Annotated in this window: 18 protein-coding genes; 8 read left to right on the forward strand and 10 right to left on the reverse strand. The window is 66.8% G+C overall.

Features of this window, described 5'->3' with window-relative positions; genetic code table 11:
* Nucleotides 1–272 (forward strand): hypothetical protein (locus HMPREF2914_RS32705; protein ID WP_177344136.1); only part of this gene is annotated, 272 nt, incomplete at its 5' end.
* Between the two features lie 254 nt (nt 273–526).
* Here HMPREF2914_RS32705 and HMPREF2914_RS27225 read toward each other — a convergent pair.
* Nucleotides 527–994, reverse strand: a complete 468-nt coding sequence (locus HMPREF2914_RS27225) for a hypothetical protein (RefSeq protein WP_003096038.1) — start codon at nt 992–994, stop codon at nt 527–529.
* On the opposite strand from HMPREF2914_RS27225, the gene trmL reads away from it, so the two are divergent.
* A complete protein-coding gene (gene trmL, locus HMPREF2914_RS27230; protein ID WP_003096047.1) occupies nt 993–1,454 on the forward strand; it encodes a tRNA (uridine(34)/cytosine(34)/5-carboxymethylaminomethyluridine(34)-2'-O)-methyltransferase TrmL in 462 nt (153 codons plus the stop codon). The genes HMPREF2914_RS27225 and trmL overlap by 2 nt on opposite strands.
* A gap of 58 nt (nt 1,455–1,512) precedes the next feature.
* Here the strand turns inward: trmL and secB are convergent, their stop codons facing one another.
* The 3 genes from secB to HMPREF2914_RS27245 are packed head-to-tail and all read right to left on the reverse strand — an operon-like array spanning nt 1,513 to nt 2,716.
* A complete protein-coding gene (gene secB, locus HMPREF2914_RS27235; RefSeq protein WP_003096050.1) occupies nt 1,513–2,004 on the reverse strand; it encodes a protein-export chaperone SecB in 492 nt (163 codons plus the stop codon).
* A 36-nt stretch (nt 2,005–2,040) separates the two neighbouring features.
* Nucleotides 2,041–2,295 (reverse strand): glutaredoxin 3, encoded by a 255-nt coding sequence (grxC, locus tag HMPREF2914_RS27240; protein WP_003096057.1) that lies wholly within the window; start codon nt 2,293–2,295, stop codon nt 2,041–2,043.
* Nucleotide 2,296: 1 nt separating this feature from the next.
* A complete protein-coding gene (locus HMPREF2914_RS27245) occupies nt 2,297–2,716 on the reverse strand; it encodes a rhodanese-like domain-containing protein (RefSeq protein ID WP_003096058.1) in 420 nt (139 codons plus the stop codon).
* A gap of 324 nt (nt 2,717–3,040) precedes the next feature.
* Here HMPREF2914_RS27245 and gpmM point away from each other — a divergent pair, with 324 nt between their 5' ends.
* From gpmM to HMPREF2914_RS27275, 6 genes are all read left to right on the forward strand, one after another.
* Nucleotides 3,041–4,588, forward strand: coding sequence for a 2,3-bisphosphoglycerate-independent phosphoglycerate mutase (gene gpmM / locus HMPREF2914_RS27250; RefSeq protein WP_003096060.1), 1,548 nt, complete (start codon nt 3,041–3,043; stop codon nt 4,586–4,588).
* Between the two features lie 312 nt (nt 4,589–4,900).
* Nucleotides 4,901–5,719 (forward strand): CPBP family intramembrane glutamic endopeptidase, encoded by an 819-nt coding sequence (locus HMPREF2914_RS27255; protein WP_004365496.1) that lies wholly within the window; start codon nt 4,901–4,903, stop codon nt 5,717–5,719.
* 149 nt (nt 5,720–5,868) lie between these two features.
* A complete protein-coding gene (locus HMPREF2914_RS27260) occupies nt 5,869–7,155 on the forward strand; it encodes a murein hydrolase activator EnvC family protein (protein ID WP_003123645.1) in 1,287 nt (428 codons plus the stop codon).
* Between the two features lie 28 nt (nt 7,156–7,183).
* A complete protein-coding gene (gene cptA, locus HMPREF2914_RS27265) occupies nt 7,184–8,494 on the forward strand; it encodes a proteolytic complex protein CptA (RefSeq protein WP_003096067.1) in 1,311 nt (436 codons plus the stop codon).
* Complete coding sequence (locus HMPREF2914_RS27270; protein ID WP_021263278.1) at nt 8,494–9,267, forward strand: divergent polysaccharide deacetylase family protein; 774 nt, start codon at nt 8,494–8,496, stop codon at nt 9,265–9,267. Before cptA ends, HMPREF2914_RS27270 begins: the two co-directional genes overlap by 1 nt.
* Nucleotides 9,268–9,335: 68 nt before the next feature.
* Nucleotides 9,336–10,817 (forward strand): hypothetical protein, encoded by a 1,482-nt coding sequence (locus HMPREF2914_RS27275; protein ID WP_023092718.1) that lies wholly within the window; start codon nt 9,336–9,338, stop codon nt 10,815–10,817.
* A 36-nt stretch (nt 10,818–10,853) separates the two neighbouring features.
* On the opposite strand, the gene HMPREF2914_RS27280 is transcribed toward HMPREF2914_RS27275, so the two are convergent.
* From HMPREF2914_RS27280 to HMPREF2914_RS27305, 6 genes are all read right to left on the reverse strand, one after another.
* Nucleotides 10,854–11,609: a substrate-binding periplasmic protein gene (locus tag HMPREF2914_RS27280; RefSeq protein ID WP_003096075.1), complete on the reverse strand. Its 756-nt coding sequence runs from the start codon at nt 11,607–11,609 to the stop codon at nt 10,854–10,856.
* Between the two features lie 149 nt (nt 11,610–11,758).
* Nucleotides 11,759–12,511, reverse strand: coding sequence for a substrate-binding periplasmic protein (locus HMPREF2914_RS27285; RefSeq protein ID WP_003106330.1), 753 nt, complete (start codon nt 12,509–12,511; stop codon nt 11,759–11,761).
* Nucleotides 12,512–12,601: 90 nt separating this feature from the next.
* Complete coding sequence (locus tag HMPREF2914_RS27290) at nt 12,602–13,348, reverse strand: substrate-binding periplasmic protein (RefSeq protein WP_023092719.1); 747 nt, start codon at nt 13,346–13,348, stop codon at nt 12,602–12,604.
* 171 nt (nt 13,349–13,519) lie between these two features.
* Nucleotides 13,520–14,290, reverse strand: coding sequence for an imidazole glycerol phosphate synthase subunit HisF (gene hisF, locus HMPREF2914_RS27295; protein WP_003106334.1), 771 nt, complete (start codon nt 14,288–14,290; stop codon nt 13,520–13,522).
* 10 nt (nt 14,291–14,300) lie between these two features.
* On the reverse strand, nt 14,301–15,038 hold the full coding sequence (hisA, locus tag HMPREF2914_RS27300) for a 1-(5-phosphoribosyl)-5-[(5-phosphoribosylamino)methylideneamino]imidazole-4-carboxamide isomerase (RefSeq protein ID WP_003106336.1): 738 nt from the start codon (nt 15,036–15,038) through the stop codon (nt 14,301–14,303).
* 48 nt (nt 15,039–15,086) lie between these two features.
* Nucleotides 15,087–15,347, reverse strand: a complete 261-nt coding sequence (locus HMPREF2914_RS27305; RefSeq protein ID WP_003111635.1) for a DUF2164 domain-containing protein — start codon at nt 15,345–15,347, stop codon at nt 15,087–15,089.
* Between the last annotated feature and the right edge of the window lie 3 nt (nt 15,348–15,350).

The raw sequence follows: 15,350 nt of genomic DNA on the forward strand, positions 1-15,350 counted from the left end.
GGGCGAATAACCGCATCGCGGTTATCCGCCGGTTCGGCGGGGCAGCGGCCCTTGCCCGGATTTTGGGCAGCGTGCACCAGCAGGCGACAAATCGGCATCAATCGCTGGCGGAAAAGCCCGCTCCGTCATTTTTCCGCAATCGACTTCCCACAAACCCCTGGGATGCCGCCAAGCCCTTGATCCACGGGCTTCCAGAGGCATTCATCACCAGCTCGCCCACAGACTTATCCACAACCCTTCAGGAAAGCGAGCGCGCCGCCAGCGTCTCATGAGAATTGGCACAGCCCCTGCATTGGAGCAGATAACGAAGATTTCGGGGGCCTCGGTACAGGCAGGCTGGGGAATCCCCTCTTTTACACCCGGCGGCAGACGCAGCATCCGCGCGCAACCGCCACACCCGTTTCGGGGACCTCGGTACAGGCAGGCTGAGAACTCCCCTCTTTTATGCCCGGCGGCAGCGCAGCGATCCGCGCCTCCGCCCTCCCGTTTGGGGACCTCGGTACAGGCAGGCTGAGAATTCCCCCTTTTATTCCCGGCCGTCGCGCTCCTGCAGTTCGACGACCAGGCGCCAGCCCTCGCCGTCCTCCGACCACTGCCAGCGCCCCTGCAAGGGGCGGGTCGAGACCAGGCTCAACAGCAGCGCCTTTCCCTCCTCGCGGACGCGCCAGCGCAACGGCTGGCCCAGCCATCGCCCGTCTCCCTGCTGCGCCGCGCCCCGGGCGACGATGCGCAACGTCAGGGCACCCTCCACCCGTGCCGCCGTAACCGCAGCCTGGCGATCGAAGCGCAGGACCAGGCCCTGCTCGCTCTCCCCGACCGCCAGCAGTTGCGGCGCAGACGTCGGCAGCGAAGCGGGACCGAACAACCTGCCGAGCATCAGCCCGAACAACAACCCGGCAAGCACCAGCGCACCCCAGACTTTCCAGCGCTGGCGCCGCAGATCGTCGATGGCGGAGGTAGAATGCCGCCCGTTATCTGCTCCGGAGCCCTGCATGTTCCACGTCATCCTGTTTCAACCGGAGATTCCTCCGAATACCGGCAACATTATCAGGCTCTGCGCCAACGCCGGATGCAGTCTGCACCTGATCGAGCCGCTCGGTTTCGAACTGGACGACAAGCGCTTGCGCCGTGCCGGCCTCGACTACCACGAATACGCCAGCGTACGCCGCTACCCGGATCTGCAGAGCTGCCTCGAGGCCCTCGGCCAGCCACGCCTGTTCGCCTTCACCACCAAGGGGTCGCGGGCCTTCCACGAAGTGGCCTACCAGCGCGGCGATGCCTTCCTCTTCGGCCCGGAAAGCCGCGGACTGCCGGAGGACGTGCGCAACGCCCTGCCAACCGATCGGCGCCTGCGCCTGCCGATGCGCGAAGGCTGCCGTAGCCTGAACCTGTCCAACACGGTGGCGGTGACCGTCTACGAAGCCTGGCGCCAGCTCGGCTTCGCCATGGACTGAGCCGGCCGGCAGGCATGAAAAAGCCCGCGCAAGGCGGGCTTTTTCGCAAGCGCTGGGCTTACTGGACCGACGGCGTCGGGATTTCGCCGGAGGCCTGCATGCGGGCGATTTCCTGGGCGTAGAGAGCGTCGAAGTTCACCGGCGACAGCATCAGCGCCGGGAACGAACCGCGTACCACCAGGTTGTCCAGGGCTTCGCGAGCGTACGGGAAGAGGATGTTCGGGCAGAACGCGCCGAGGGTATGGCTCATGCTCGACGGATCGAGGTTCTTGATCAGGAAGATGCCGGCCTGCTGCACTTCGGCGATGAAGGCAGTGGTGTCCTCGCCGTTCTTCACGGTCACCGATACGGTCAGGACCACTTCGTAGAAGTCGCCGTCCAGCTGCTTCTGGCGGGTGTTCAGGTCCAGGCTGATGGACGGGTTCCATTCCTGGCGGAAGATTTCCGGGGACTTCGGCGACTCGAACGACAGGTCGCGCAGGTAGATGCGCTGCAGGGAGAACTGGGGTTGCTGCTCGTCGGCAGCGCCGTTGGTAGCTTGCTCGGTCATTTTCGGGCCTTCCCTTGGGTCAATTCATGAATGGTTTCAGGCAGACAGCAGCGCGTCCAGCTTGCCGGCGCGCTCCAGTGCATGAAGGTCGTCGCAGCCGCCGACATGGGTCTCGCCGATCCAGATCTGCGGCACGGTGGTCGATCCCGCCTTGCGTGCCAGCTCGGCGCGCAGTTCGGGCTTGCCGTCGCAGGCGATCTCCTGGAAGTCCACGCCCTTGCGTTGCAGCAGCTGCTTGGCGCGGATGCAGTACGGACACCAGGCAGTGGTGTAGATCACGACGGGCGGCATGTCACTTCACCAGCGGCAGGTTGTCGCCGCGCCAGCTGCCGATCCCGCCGGACAGCTTGGCGGCGTTGAAGCCGGCCTTCTTCAGGACGCCGCCCCAGGTACCGGAATGCTGGCCCATGGCGTCGACCAGGATGATGGTCTTGCCCTTGTACTTTTCCAGCTCGGTCATGCGGCTGTTCAGCTTGTCGGCCGGGATGTTCAGCGCGTCGACGATGTGCCCGCTGGCGAACTCCTTGGCCGGACGGATATCCAGGACCACCGCCTGGTCGGCATTGACCAGCGCGGTCAGCTCGCGGGTCGACAGGCTCTTGCCGCCCTTGCGCAGCTCGTGCAGCAACAGCAGGACCAGCAGGACCAGCAGCGCCGCGACCAGCAGGTAGTGGTTGGTGGCGAACTCGATCAGACGGGAAACGAATTGCATGGTGACGGATATCCAGGGCGTAAAAATGCCGGCCAGTATACAGACCGCGCCGGCCAGGGGGGAACCCGCCGGGCGGCGCCCCGCTCGGCTCCAGGAAATGGCGTCGCGGGAAACTTCACGGTTAGAATGCCGGTCCTTTTCTGTGAAGCTGGCCAGTTCCGGCCCGGGCACGGCTCGGGCAGGACAGAGGGAGCGAGGATAGCGGCATTCGGTTGCGGATCGGCGTCATCGGTTTAATCAATCAGCCTCTTCCTACGTCTTGAACGACAATGTTCCCACTAAATTTGGTCAGTTTCTGAACCCCGCGGAAATAGAGCCGGACATATGACTGCCACGCCCAAACCCCTGGTCCTGATCATCCTGGACGGCTTCGGCCACAGCGAAAGCCCTGACTACAACGCCATCTACGCCGCGAAGAAGCCGGTCTGGGATCGCCTCCTGGCGACCCAGCCGCACGGCCTGATCTCCGGCTCCGGCATGGACGTCGGCCTGCCCGACGGCCAGATGGGCAACTCCGAGGTCGGCCACATGAACCTCGGCGCAGGCCGCGTGGTGTACCAGGACTTCACCCGCGTCACCAAGGCCATCCGCGACGGCGAATTCTTCGAAAACCCGGTGATCGCCGGGGCGGTCGACAAGGCCGTCGCCGCCGACAAGGCGGTGCACATCCTCGGCCTGCTCTCTCCGGGCGGCGTACACAGCCATGAAGACCACCTGGTGGCGATGGCGCAGATGGCCGCCAGGCGCGGCGCCGGCAAGATCTACCTGCATGCCTTCCTGGATGGCCGCGATACCCCGCCGAAAAGCGCGCAACCGTCGCTGGAGCGTCTCGACGCCACCTTCGCCGGGCTCGGCAAGGGCCGCATCGCCTCGATCATCGGCCGCTATTTCGCGATGGACCGCGACAACCGCTGGGACCGCGTCCAGGCCGCCTATGAACTGATCGTCGACGGCAAGGCCGAGTTCACCGCCGACTCCTCGGTGGCAGCCCTCGAGGCCGCCTACGCCCGCGGCGAGAGCGACGAATTCGTCAAGGCCACCGCGGTGGTCCCGGCCGGCGCCGAAGCGGTGCGGGTCGAGGATGGCGACGCGGTGATCTTCATGAACTTCCGCGCCGACCGCGCCCGCGAGCTGAGCCGCGCCTTCGTCGAGCCGGCATTCAATGAGTTCCCCCGCGAACGAGCCCCGCAACTGGCAGGTTTCGTCATGCTGACCCAGTACGCGGCGAGCATCCCGGCGCCCTGTGCCTTCCCGCCGGAGCCGCTGACCAACGTCCTCGGCGAATACCTGGCCAAGCATGGCAAGACCCAGCTGCGCATCGCCGAGACCGAGAAGTACGCCCACGTGACCTTCTTCTTCTCCGGCGGCCGCGAGGAACCCTACGAAGGCGAGGAGCGCATCCTGATCCCCTCGCCGAAGGTCGCCACCTACGACCTGCAGCCCGAGATGAGCGCGCCGGAAGTCACCGACCGTATCGTCGAGGCCATCGAGCAACAACGCTACGATGTGATCGTGGTCAACTACGCCAACGGCGACATGGTCGGCCACACCGGCGTGTTCGAGGCCGCGGTCAAGGCCGTGGAGTGCCTGGACACCTGCATGGGGCGCATCGTCGAGGCGCTGGACAAGGTCGGCGGCGAAGCCCTGATCACCGCCGACCACGGCAATGTCGAGCAGATGGAAGACGAGTCCACCGGCCAGGCGCACACCGCGCACACCTGCGAACCGGTGCCCTTCGTCTACGTCGGCAAGCGCAAGCTGAGCATCCGCGAAGGCGGCGTGCTGGCCGACGTGGCGCCGACCATGCTGACCCTCATGGGGCTGGAGCAGCCGGCGGAAATGACCGGTCGCAGCATCGTCATCCTCGGCTGATCCGCGAACGACGAACTCCCGCGCAGGGCGGATAACCGCGTCGCGGTTATCCGCCGCTTCTGCAGGCCATCGGCGGAGAACGCCTGCGACGTTATCCGCCGTAGCGGGCCGGGCGCCGCGCCCCGTTTCCACGACGTCACCTTCCCCGCTTTAACGCTGCCGATCGGCCGCCAGGCCTGGCCACGCGACCTCGAGACGTGTGCCGCGGTTTTCATTTTCCGCGTCTTCCCCCTACCTCCCGCTACGTCGCCGAGGCCCGTGCTAGCCTTGCCCGCGCTGTCTTTTCCATCTGCCCTACAAGGATTTCCGCCGATGTGGTTCCTCCTCGCCACCTCGCTCCTCGCCCTGTCCTTCCAGCGCCTGCTGGCTCTCGCCTTGCTGCTCGCGACCTGCTGCCTCGCCTTCTACGACGGAGTTCTCGCTCCGCCTGCGGTCGCCGCCCTGGCTGTACTGGGCGTCCTCGCCCTGTTGCGCCGGCGCCTGGCGGCACGCCGCGCCTGGGCCCTGGGCCTGGAGCTGCTGCTGGTCGCCGGCGCGGTGGGCCTGTTCCTGCACCTGCTACCCGGCTTCGCCAACCCCAGGGTCCTGGACAAGGCGGTGGTCGGCCCGCAGAGCCTGCCGTTCACCATGTACTTCAACTTCGACAAGGCACTGGTGCCGTTCCTGCTACTGGCCTGCCTGCCGAGCCTGTTCCGCGACGAAGCCCGCGCTCCCGGCCGCCCCTGGCACTGGCTGCTGCTCGTGGCGGCGGTGCCGGCGCTGCTTCTGCTGGCTGTCGGCGTCGGCCTGCTGCGGCCGGAACTCCACGCGCCGGCCTGGCTCTGGCAGTTCGTCCTGGCCAACCTGTTCTTCGTTTCCCTTGCCGAGGAAGCGCTGTTCCGCGGCTACCTGCAGCAACGCCTGGGCCAATGGCTGGGCCCCTGGCCCGCCCTGGCGCTGGCCTCGGCGCTGTTCGGCCTGGCGCACTTCGCCGGCGGCCCGCTGCTGATGCTGTTCGCCGGCCTCGCCGGGCTGATCTACGGGTTGGCCTGGCTGTGGAGCGGCCGCCTGTGGGTGGCGACGCTGTTCCACTTCGGGCTGAACCTGACGCATCTGCTGCTGTTCACCTACCCGCTCTACAGACCCGCCTGATGTCCGTGGCCTTCGTCGTCGACGACATCCGCCGCTGCCATCCGGCTGAAATACGTGGAAGCGCCCCACAGCGCGCGGTGCGGGGCGTTTTTTTTAACGGCGGCCACGGGCATACTAGGCCGGTCCAATTCCCAGGTGCCCGCCACCCCATGCTCCGCCTCCTTCCTCTCCTGCTATCCCTCGCCTGTCTCGCTCCGGCCTTCGCCGACGAGCGCGCCGACACCCAACGCCAGCTGGAACAGACGCAGAAGGACATCGGCGAGCTGAAGAAGCTGCTGGACGGCATCCAGCAGGAAAAGAGCGGCGTGCAGAAGCAGCTGAAGTCCACCGAGACCGAAATGGGCGACCTGGAAAAACAGATCAAGGCCCTGCAGGACGAGCTGGACAAGAGCGAAGCCGAGCTGAAACGGCTGGATGGGGAGAAAAAAAAACTCCAGGACGCGCGCATTGAGCAGCAGCGCCTCCTCGCCATCCAGGCCCGCGCGGCCTACCAGAGTGGACGCGAGGAGTACCTGAAGCTGCTGCTGAACCAGGAACACCCGGAAAAATTCAGCCGCACCCTCACCTACTACGACTACATCAACAAAGCCCGTCTCGAACAGCTCGCCAGCTTCAACGAAACCCTCCGCCAGTTGGCCAACGTCGAGCAGGACATCTCTGCGCAGAAAGCCGAACAACTGAGCAAGCAAGGCGAGCTGGACAGCCGCCGCGAGGCGCTGGCAGCGACCCGCAAGGAGCGCCAGCAAGCCCTGGCCAAGCTGAACAGCGACTACCGCGAACGCGACCAGAAGCTCAAGTCCCGCCAACAGGACCAGGCCGAGCTGGCCAAGGTACTGCGGACCATCGAGGAAACCCTGGCCCGCCAGGCCCGCGAAGCCGCCGCCGCGGCGGAGCGCGAGCGCCAGCGCGCGCTGGCCGCCGAACGCGAGCGTGCGCGCCAGCAGCAGGCCGCCCCCGGACGAGTCACCAGCCCGCCGCGCGAACCTGCGCCGGGCCCGCTGGTCTCAAGCACTGGCGCGGTCTACGGCGGCGCGTTCGGCTCGGCCCGCGGCAAGCTGCCGTGGCCGGTGAATGGCCGCGTCGTGGCGCGCTTCGGCAGCCAGCGCGGCGACGATCCGCGGGCGAAATGGGACGGCGTACTGATTTCGGCGAGCGCCGGCAGCACCGTCCGCGCGGTGCACGGCGGACGCGTGGTATTCGCCGACTGGTTGCGCGGAGCCGGCCTGTTGGTCATCCTCGACCACGGTGGCGGCTACCTCAGCCTTTATGGCCATAATCAAAGCCTGCTGAAAGACGCCGGCGACACCGTGAAGGCCGGAGACCCGATCGCCACCGTTGGAACCAGCGGCGGCCAGAGTAGCCCGGCCGTGTACTTCGCCATTCGCCATCAGGGCCGCCCGGCGGACCCTACTACCTGGTGCCGCGCACAGGGATAGGCGCCGAACTCGTGATTAGGAGCTGAACATGCTGCATTGCTTCCGTCCCACCACCCTGGCGCTGGCCCTGCTGCTCGGCGCGGGCGCGGCCCAGGCTGCCGACGCCCCGGCCGACGCCGCGCCACTGGCCAACGGTAGCAGTGCCCCGCTGCCCCTCGACGAGCTGCGTACCTTCGCCGAGGTTCTCGACCGGGTGAAGGCCGCCTACGTCGAGCCAGTGGACGACAAGACCCTGCTGGAGAACGCCATCAAGGGCATGCTCAGCAACCTCGACCCGCACTCCGCCTACCTCGGCCCGGAGGACTTCGCCGAGCTGCAGGAAAGCACCAGCGGCGAGTTCGGCGGTCTGGGCATCGAGGTCGGCAGCGAAGACGGCTTCATCAAGGTGGTCTCGCCGATCGACGACACCCCCGCGGCCCGCGCCGGCATCCAGCCCGGCGACCTGATCGTGCAGATCGACGGCAAGCCGACCAAGGGCCAGTCGATGACCGAAGCGGTCGACAGCATGCGCGGCAAGGCCGGCTCCCCGATCACCCTGACCATCGTCCGCGATGGCGGCAGACCGTTCGACGTCGAACTCAAGCGCGCCATCATCAAGGTCAAGAGCGTCAAGAGCCAGGTCCTAGAACCCGGCTACGCCTACCTGCGCATCACCCAGTTCCAGGTCAACACCGGCGAGGAAGTGGTCAAGGCGCTGAACCAGCTGCGCAAGGACAACAAGGGCCGTCTCAAGGGCCTGGTCCTGGACCTGCGCAACAACCCCGGCGGCGTGCTGCAGTCCGCCGTCGAGGTAGCCGACGCCTTCCTCACCAAGGGCCTGATCGTCTACACCAAGGGCCGCATCGCCAACTCCGAGCTGCGCTTCAGCGCCGACCCGGCCGATCCCAGCGACAAGGTTCCGCTGGTGGTGCTGATCAACGGTGGCAGCGCCTCGGCGGCGGAAATCGTCGCCGGTGCCCTGCAGGACCAGAAGCGCGCGATCCTGATGGGCACCGACAGCTTCGGCAAGGGCTCGGTGCAGACCGTGCTGCCGCTGAACAACGACCGCGCCCTGAAGCTCACCACCGCGCTCTACTACACCCCCAACGGGCGCTCCATCCAGGCCCAGGGCATCGTTCCGGACATCGAGGTCGGACGCGCCAAGGTGACCCAGGAGCGGAGCAGCTTCGAGGGCTTCAAGGAAGCCGACCTGCAGGGCCACCTGGCCAACGGCAACGGCGGCGCCGACCGCCCCACCGGCAAGCGTGCCGCGCCGAGCGAGCGCCCGCAGGATTCCGACTACCAGCTCAGCCAGGCCCTTAGTCTGCTGAAAGGCCTGAGCGTCACCCGCGGCAACTGATGTCGGCGTTCCGCGTTGTCCTGCTGGGCCTGTGCCTGCTGTTCAACCAGGCCCAGGCCCGCCAGGACCCCGTCCCCTACCAGCGCCCGCCGCTGCTGACCGTGGTCATCGACGACCTCGGGCAGAACCTGGCACGCGACCGCCGGGTCCTCGACCTGCCCCCCGGCGTAACCCTGGCGATCATCCCGGAAACCCCGCATGCCGCCGAACTGGCCCGCGAGGCGCACCAGCGCGGGCGCACGGTGATCCTGCACATGCCGATGGACCCAGCCGGCGGTCCCTACGCCTGGCGGCCGGAGCTGACCCAGGAAGAGCGTGCGCGGCGGCTGGACGCGGCGCTGGCCAAGGTGCCGTTCGTGCAGGGCCTGAACAACCACGAGGGCAGCCGCATGACCGCGGTGCGCCCGGCGATGGCCTGGCTCGCCGAGGAACTCCAGCGTCGCGGCCTGTACCTGGTCGACAGCCGCACCAGCGCCGCCACCGTGGCCGCCAGCGAGGCGCAGCGGATCGGCCTGGCGAGCGTCTCGCGCGATGTGTTCCTCGACAACGAAGCCACACCGGAAGCGGTCTCCGCACAACTGCAGGCCGGCGTCGCCCTGGCCCGCAAGCAGGGTTCGGCGTTGCTCATCGGCCACCCGCACAAGGCCACCCTCGACGTGCTGGCGCGGGAGCTGCCGAAGCTGCGCGCCCAGGGCATCGAGCTGGTACCGCCGCAGATGCTCATCGGCGAGCGCGGCAACCGCAACGTCAACCCACGCCAGGCTCCGCACTGAACCCGGGTTTACCGGCGTCGCGGCAGCGGTTAAGGTGACGCCCTCGTCATTCCTGCACGGACGCACCGATGGCCCGCCCTTCCCCTCCCATGCCCCTGCTCGCCGCCGCCCTGCTGGTCGCTGGCGCGATTCCCCTCGGTTTCATCTGGATCCTCACCAGCGCCAAGTTCGAGATAGGCGGCGCCAGCCCCGGCGAGAGCACCGTCGGCAAGGTCGAGAACATCGACCAGCGCGCCATGGAGCAATTCTGCACCGGCGTGCGGGCGACGCCCGCCGGTACCTGGCTGGTAGGCCGGCGCGAGGTCGGCCGCGATGAGCAGGCACTGCCCGAGGGCGTCATCGACCTGGACCTGGTGGCGGCCGCCCAGCCCAGGGAAGAAGAATCCGAACCCCACCTCTTCAACTTCCTCAACGGCATGCTGCTATCCGGCGGCGATCCGGAAACCACCTATGTCTCGCGCCTGGGCGCGGACGGCGTATTCCACGAAGTGGCGCGGCTCGGCGAGACCGCCTGCCTGGAAGTCACGCCGGACGGTTCCAGCGTCTTCCTGCTCACCGGCCTGCGGCGCCCGGGCAAGGACAACGGTCAGCGCGAGCAGACAGTGGTGCTGCGCAGCGACGACCAGGGCAAGAGCTGGCGGCGGCTCGAGGAAGGCTTCATGGCCGAGGCGAATCGACTGGGCTGGGCTCTCGCACCGCGCTTCCACGGCAAGGACGAAGTCTGGGTCTGGGGTGATTTCGAATACGGCGGTGCCGATGGCGGCCGGGAACCCGGCCAGCCGAGCGGGCTGTTCTATTCGCCCGACCGCGGCGCCAGCGTCGAGTCGATCGCCACCTCCGCGCCGCTGCTGGTCGACCTCGCCTACGCCCGCGAGTTGGCGCCGAACGGCGTCAACTGGGGCGACTACAACGGCAAGCACGGGCAGATCAAGGCACACGTCGCCCAACTGGACGCGGAGCGCGCCGCGATCTGGGTAAGCCAGACCTTCCGCTATGGCCCGCCCGAAGGGCGCTACCTGACCAGCTCGGTATTGGTCACCACCCAGGCCGAACTGCGCCGCGAGGGCGGACGCTGGCAGATGGGCGCGATCCGGCGCACCGACGGCGTGGCCGTCGAGCGCCTGGAACAGAACACGGACGGTCGGGTGATCGCAGTGCTCGACCACCCGGACGAATCGCGCTCGCTGATCGCCGAGCTCGATCGCGACGCGCTCGAATGGAAGATCACCGGCAAGCTGCCCAGCCCGTTCTGGCCCCTGCCGTCCAGTTCCGGGCTGCGCGAGTTCTACATGGGCAGGAATGTGCTGCTGGCCAACACCATGAGCCACTACGAAGTGCCGCTGTGGCTGTATCCCGACGAGGAGCCGGCGAGCGTCTCCGCCAACGCGGTGTACTACTCGGACGACTGGGGATCATCCTGGCGCCGCCTGGACATCGCCGGCTACCTCGGCGTGCTCGGTTTCGACGAGGCGCACGACCGGGTGTTCTGGGCCCGCGGCAACTGGTACGACAGCCGCGACCTCGGCGTCCAGGCCTACGACCTGGACTGAGCCCCCTCGCCGCACCGGCGGAGGGGCGCCCGCCAGTCAGAGGTAGTTGGCGACGGCTTCGTCGACGAAGCCTTCCTGGCGCATCTGCTCCAGGGCCTTTTGCAGGCGCTCCACCACCTCGTCCGGAGTGTCCTTGTTCAACGCCAGGTAGAGCTTGGCCTCGTTGAAACGCAGCACCGTCTGCAGGCCGGACACGCCTTCCTGCTTGGCCAGGTAGCGACCGACCGGATCGGTGGTGGCCCACAGGTCGATCTGCCCGCCGGTAAGCTTCTTCACGTTTTCCTGGTCGCGCAGGGCATTGATCACCGGGATGCCCTGGGCTTCCAGGTGCTGGCTGACCGCGTCGTTCTTGTAGGCGCCGAGCTTGTAGCGGGCGGCGTCCTTGAGATTCTTCACGGCGATCTTGCTGCCGGCCGGCGCCAGCAACACCCAACTGGTGTCGGCCAGCGGGCCGACCCACTTGAACTGCGGCACCCGCTCGGGGGTGTAGGTCATGGAGAACAGCCCGTAGCCGGGCTTGTCCAGGGTCAACCGGTACAGGCGGTCCCAGGGGAAGCGCAGGCTCAGGGAATAGCCGATGCCGGCGCGCCTGAACATCTCCCGGACGATGTCGGCACTGATGCCGTCGATGCCGTCGTCGCGGGCGAAGTTCTTGTCATCCACCGCCATGTTGAAGGGCGGGAAGTTCTCGGTCAGCAGCACCACCTTGTAGTCGGCGGGCAATTCGGCACGGGCCGCGGAGGCCCCCAGCAACACCCCCAGGATCAGGGTCTGGATCAGGACTTTCAGCATGGTCACACCGCTCGCTTGGTTATCGTTATTGGCTAGCGGCATCCCTGCGTCAGGACGAAATACCTGGCTCGTCGGCCTTCCATGGCATTGCCGGCGGGGCCGGCAAAGGCGTTTCCCCGCCCGGCCCCCTGTCGGCCGGACGGAGCGAATCAGAGATAGCTGTTGAGGATGTCCTCGACGAAGCCTTCCTTGCGCATGCCGTCCAGGGCTGCCTGGAGCTTCTGCACCACTTCGTCGGGAGTCTCGCGGTTGAGCGCCAGGTACAGTTGGTCGCTGTTGAAGCGCAGCACCGTCTTCAGGCCGGTCACGCCTTCCTGCTTGGCCAGGTAGCGCCCGGCGGGATCGCCGCTGGCCCAGAGGTCGATCTGGCCCTTGACCAGCTTCTGCGCGTTTTCCTGGTCGCGTAGCGCCAGGTCGGCCTCGAAACCGTTCTTGCCGAGGAACTCGGCGATGGCATCGCCCTTGTAGGCGCCGATCCGGTATTTCTTCGCCTCGTCCAGGCTGCCCAGGGTGATCGGGCTGTCGCCTTTGGCCAGCAGCACCCAGTCGTCCGGGCCGATCGGACCGACCCACTTGAACTTGTCCTCGCGCTCGGCCAGGCGGGCGGTGACGAACACCCCGTAGCCGGGCTTCTCCAGCGCCAGCTTGTAGATGCGGTCCCAGGGGAAACGCAGGGTCAGGCTGTACTTGATGCCGGCGCGCTTGAACATCTCGCGGACGATATCCACGGCGATGCCGTCGATGTTGTCTTCCTGGGCGAAGTTCTTGCCGTTGATCGCCATGTTGTACGGCGGGAAGTTCTCCGTGAGCAGGACCATGCTGTAGTCGGGATCGGTTTCGGCGCGCGCGCCGCCGACCAACAGCAGGGTTGCGAGCAGCGCGAAGAGCAGGCTTCTTTGCATTGTTGTCATCCTGTCAGGGGCCTGGAGCGAGGCAGAATAACCAGCGCCGCGCCGCCAGGCCAGCCTTTTGCCAGCATCGCCGGCGAGGCGTCAGTAGCGCTCGCGGATCTGCTTCAACAAGCCTTCGCTGCGCAGCGCGTCGACCGCCGTTTGCAACTTCTGCACCAGCTCGTCCGGGGTGTCCTTGTTCAGCGCCAGGAACAGCTCGGCGGTATGGAAACGCTGGACCACCTTCACCTCCTTGAGGCCCTCGCGCTGGGCGACGTAGCGCCCGCTCGGATCGGCGGTGACCCAGAGATCGATCTGCCCGCTGGCCAGCTTGTCGACGTTCTCGTTGTCGCGCAGCGCCAATTGCACCTGCAGGCCGCGGTCGACCAGGTGCTGGCTGATGGCGTCGTTCTTGTAGCCGCCGATGCGATAGCGCGCGGCGTCTTCCAGGCTGTTCAGGTGGATGCTGCTGTCGCCGCGGGCCATCAGTACCCAGTCGTTGACCGCCAGCGGGCCGACCCACTTGAACTTGTCCTCGCGCTCCGGCGTACGGGCGGTGGAAAACAAGCCATAGCCGGGCTCGCTCAGCGCCTGCTGGTAGACCCGGTCCCAGGGGAAACGCAGGATCAGCTGGCACTCGATCTGCGCGCGCTCGCAGGCGGCGCGCACGGTATCGGTGCTGATGCCGCTGATGCCATCGTTCTTGGCGTAGTTGCCGCCGTTCACCGCCATGTTGAACGGCACCAGGTTCTCGGTCAGCAGGACCAGGGTTTCGGCGCGCGCCAGGGCGCTAGCGCATAGCAGGGCCAGGCTGCCGACGCAGCCGAGAGCCAGACGGAAGATGGACATGGAGGACTCCCTGTCGGTCGCAATGTTTGTCGTTATGGCAGGGCATCGGCGCTCTAGCGGCACCTGATGCGGGGGGCGTGACTGTACCTGAAAGAAAGCCGCGCGAGTGTCGACTCGCGCTCAGGAATGGCTAGCCGATCACCGGCCCTGTGCGCTGCGGCGCAACGTGCCTCAGCGCACCACGATACCGCGGCTGGCCAGGTAGGCCTTGGCTTCCGGCACGGTGTACTCGCCGAAGTGGAAGATGCTCGCCGCGAGCACCGCGTCGGCCTTGCCCTCGAGGATGCCGGCGGCCAGGTGCTCCAGGTTGCCGACGCCGCCGGAAGCGATCACCGGTACGTTCACCGCCTCGCTGATGGCGCGGGTCACGCCCAGGTCGTAACCGCTCTTCACGCCGTCCTGGTCCATGCTGGTCAGGAGAATCTCGCCAGCGCCCAGGTCTTCCATCTTCTTCGCCCAGAGCACGGCATCCAGCCCGGTGGGCTTGCGCCCGCCATGGGTGAAGATTTCCCAGCGCGGCGCCTCGCCCGGGGCGGAAACCTTCTTCGCGTCGATGGCGACCACGATGCACTGCGAGCCGAAGCGGTCGGCGGCCTCACCGACGAACTCGGGGTTGAACACCGCGGCGGTGTTGATCGAGACCTTGTCCGCGCCGGCATTCAACAGGTTGCGGATGTCCTGCACGCTGCGTACGCCGCCGCCCACGGTCAGCGGAATGAACACCTGGCTGGCCATGCGCTCGACGGTATGCAGGGTGGTGTCGCGCCCGTCGACGCTGGCGGTGATGTCGAGGAAGGTGATCTCGTCGGCACCCTGCTCGTCGTAGCGGCGGGCGATCTCGACCGGATCGCCGGCGTCGCGGATGTTCTCGAACTTGACGCCCTTGACCACTCGGCCATTGTCCACGTCGAGGCAGGGGATGATGCGTTTTGCCAGTGCCATGCGGTTCGCCTCAGGCCTTGAAGTTGTCGCACAGCGCCTGGGCTTCGGCCACGTCCAGGGTGCCTTCGTAGATCGCCCGGCCGGTGATGGCGCCGATGATCCCCGGGGTGCGGGCGTCCAGCAGCTTCTGGATGTCGCCGAGATTGTGGATGCCGCCGGAGGCGATCACCGGGATCCGCGTGGCATTGGCCAGCGCGGCGGTAGCCTCGACGTTGCAGCCCTGCATCATGCCGTCCTTGGAAATATCCGTGTAGACGATGGCGGACACCCCGTCGGCCTCGAAGCGACGAGCCAGGTCGATCACCTGGACTTCGCTGACCTCGGCCCAGCCGTCGGTGGCGACGAAACCGTCCTTGGCATCCAGGCCGACGATGACCTTGCCCGGGAAGGCGCGGCAGGCCTCGCCGACGAACTCAGGCTGCTTGACCGCCTTGGTGCCGATGATGACGTAGCTGACGCCGGCGCGAACGTAATGCTCGATGGTTTCCAGCGAGCGGATGCCGCCACCGATCTGGATCGGCAGGTCCGGGTAGCGACGGGCGATGGCGGTGACCACCTCGCCGTTGACCGGCTTGCCTTCGAAAGCGCCGTTCAGGTCCACCAGGTGCAAGCGGCGGCAACCGCCATCGACCCATTTGGCGGCCATCGCCACCGGATCGTCGGAGAAGACCGTGGCGTCTTCCATCAGGCCCTGGCGCAGACGCACGCAGGCGCCGTCTTTCAAGTCGATCGCGGGAATGATCAGCATCGGTGAACCCTGTTCAAGTCTGTATTCGGTGGGCAGGCGCGCGGAAACTCAACTCTTTTCCAGCGCCCAGACATCGCTCTCGATGCTTTCGAACCGTTCCTTCAGGTACGACTGCACGTCGAGGATGGCCTTGTTGTAGAAGTACGGGGCGAACTCGCGGGCGAAGAAATCGAGCAGTTCCTCGGCTTCGAAGGAGCCCAGCTCCAGTTCGAAGCGGTCCTCCATGAAGCGCTTGATCGCCAGAGCCGCGTCCTGGGTCTGCGCGGCGTCCAGCTGGAGGATCGGCGTCTTGCTCTTCGCCCTGGCCATGGC

The sequence above is a fragment of the Pseudomonas sp. HMSC067G02 genome (assembly GCF_001813485.1).
GTDB lineage: Bacteria > Pseudomonadota > Gammaproteobacteria > Pseudomonadales > Pseudomonadaceae > Pseudomonas > Pseudomonas aeruginosa.

Coding starts and splice junctions, on each gene's coding strand:
- hisF (WP_003106334.1), bottom strand. CDS start 14,290: ATGGCACTGGCAAAACGCATCATCCCCTGCCTCGACGTGGACAATGGC.
- secB (WP_003096050.1), bottom strand. CDS start 2,004: ATGACCGAGCAAGCTACCAACGGCGCTGCCGACGAGCAGCAACCCCAG.
- HMPREF2914_RS27275 (WP_023092718.1), top strand. CDS start 9,336: ATGGCCCGCCCTTCCCCTCCCATGCCCCTGCTCGCCGCCGCCCTGCTG.
- gpmM (WP_003096060.1), top strand. CDS start 3,041: ATGACTGCCACGCCCAAACCCCTGGTCCTGATCATCCTGGACGGCTTC.
- HMPREF2914_RS27245 (WP_003096058.1), bottom strand. CDS start 2,716: ATGCAATTCGTTTCCCGTCTGATCGAGTTCGCCACCAACCACTACCTG.
- HMPREF2914_RS27255 (WP_004365496.1), top strand. CDS start 4,901: ATGTGGTTCCTCCTCGCCACCTCGCTCCTCGCCCTGTCCTTCCAGCGC.
- hisA (WP_003106336.1), bottom strand. CDS start 15,038: ATGCTGATCATTCCCGCGATCGACTTGAAAGACGGCGCCTGCGTGCGT.
- HMPREF2914_RS27290 (WP_023092719.1), bottom strand. CDS start 13,348: ATGTCCATCTTCCGTCTGGCTCTCGGCTGCGTCGGCAGCCTGGCCCTG.
- HMPREF2914_RS27280 (WP_003096075.1), bottom strand. CDS start 11,609: ATGCTGAAAGTCCTGATCCAGACCCTGATCCTGGGGGTGTTGCTGGGG.
- HMPREF2914_RS27305 (WP_003111635.1), bottom strand. CDS start 15,347: ATGGCCAGGGCGAAGAGCAAGACGCCGATCCTCCAGCTGGACGCCGCG.
- HMPREF2914_RS27260 (WP_003123645.1), top strand. CDS start 5,869: ATGCTCCGCCTCCTTCCTCTCCTGCTATCCCTCGCCTGTCTCGCTCCG.
- HMPREF2914_RS27285 (WP_003106330.1), bottom strand. CDS start 12,511: ATGCAAAGAAGCCTGCTCTTCGCGCTGCTCGCAACCCTGCTGTTGGTC.
- trmL (WP_003096047.1), top strand. CDS start 993: ATGTTCCACGTCATCCTGTTTCAACCGGAGATTCCTCCGAATACCGGC.
- HMPREF2914_RS27270 (WP_021263278.1), top strand. CDS start 8,494: ATGTCGGCGTTCCGCGTTGTCCTGCTGGGCCTGTGCCTGCTGTTCAAC.
- cptA (WP_003096067.1), top strand. CDS start 7,184: ATGCTGCATTGCTTCCGTCCCACCACCCTGGCGCTGGCCCTGCTGCTC.
- HMPREF2914_RS27225 (WP_003096038.1), bottom strand. CDS start 994: ATGCAGGGCTCCGGAGCAGATAACGGGCGGCATTCTACCTCCGCCATC.
- grxC (WP_003096057.1), bottom strand. CDS start 2,295: ATGCCGCCCGTCGTGATCTACACCACTGCCTGGTGTCCGTACTGCATC.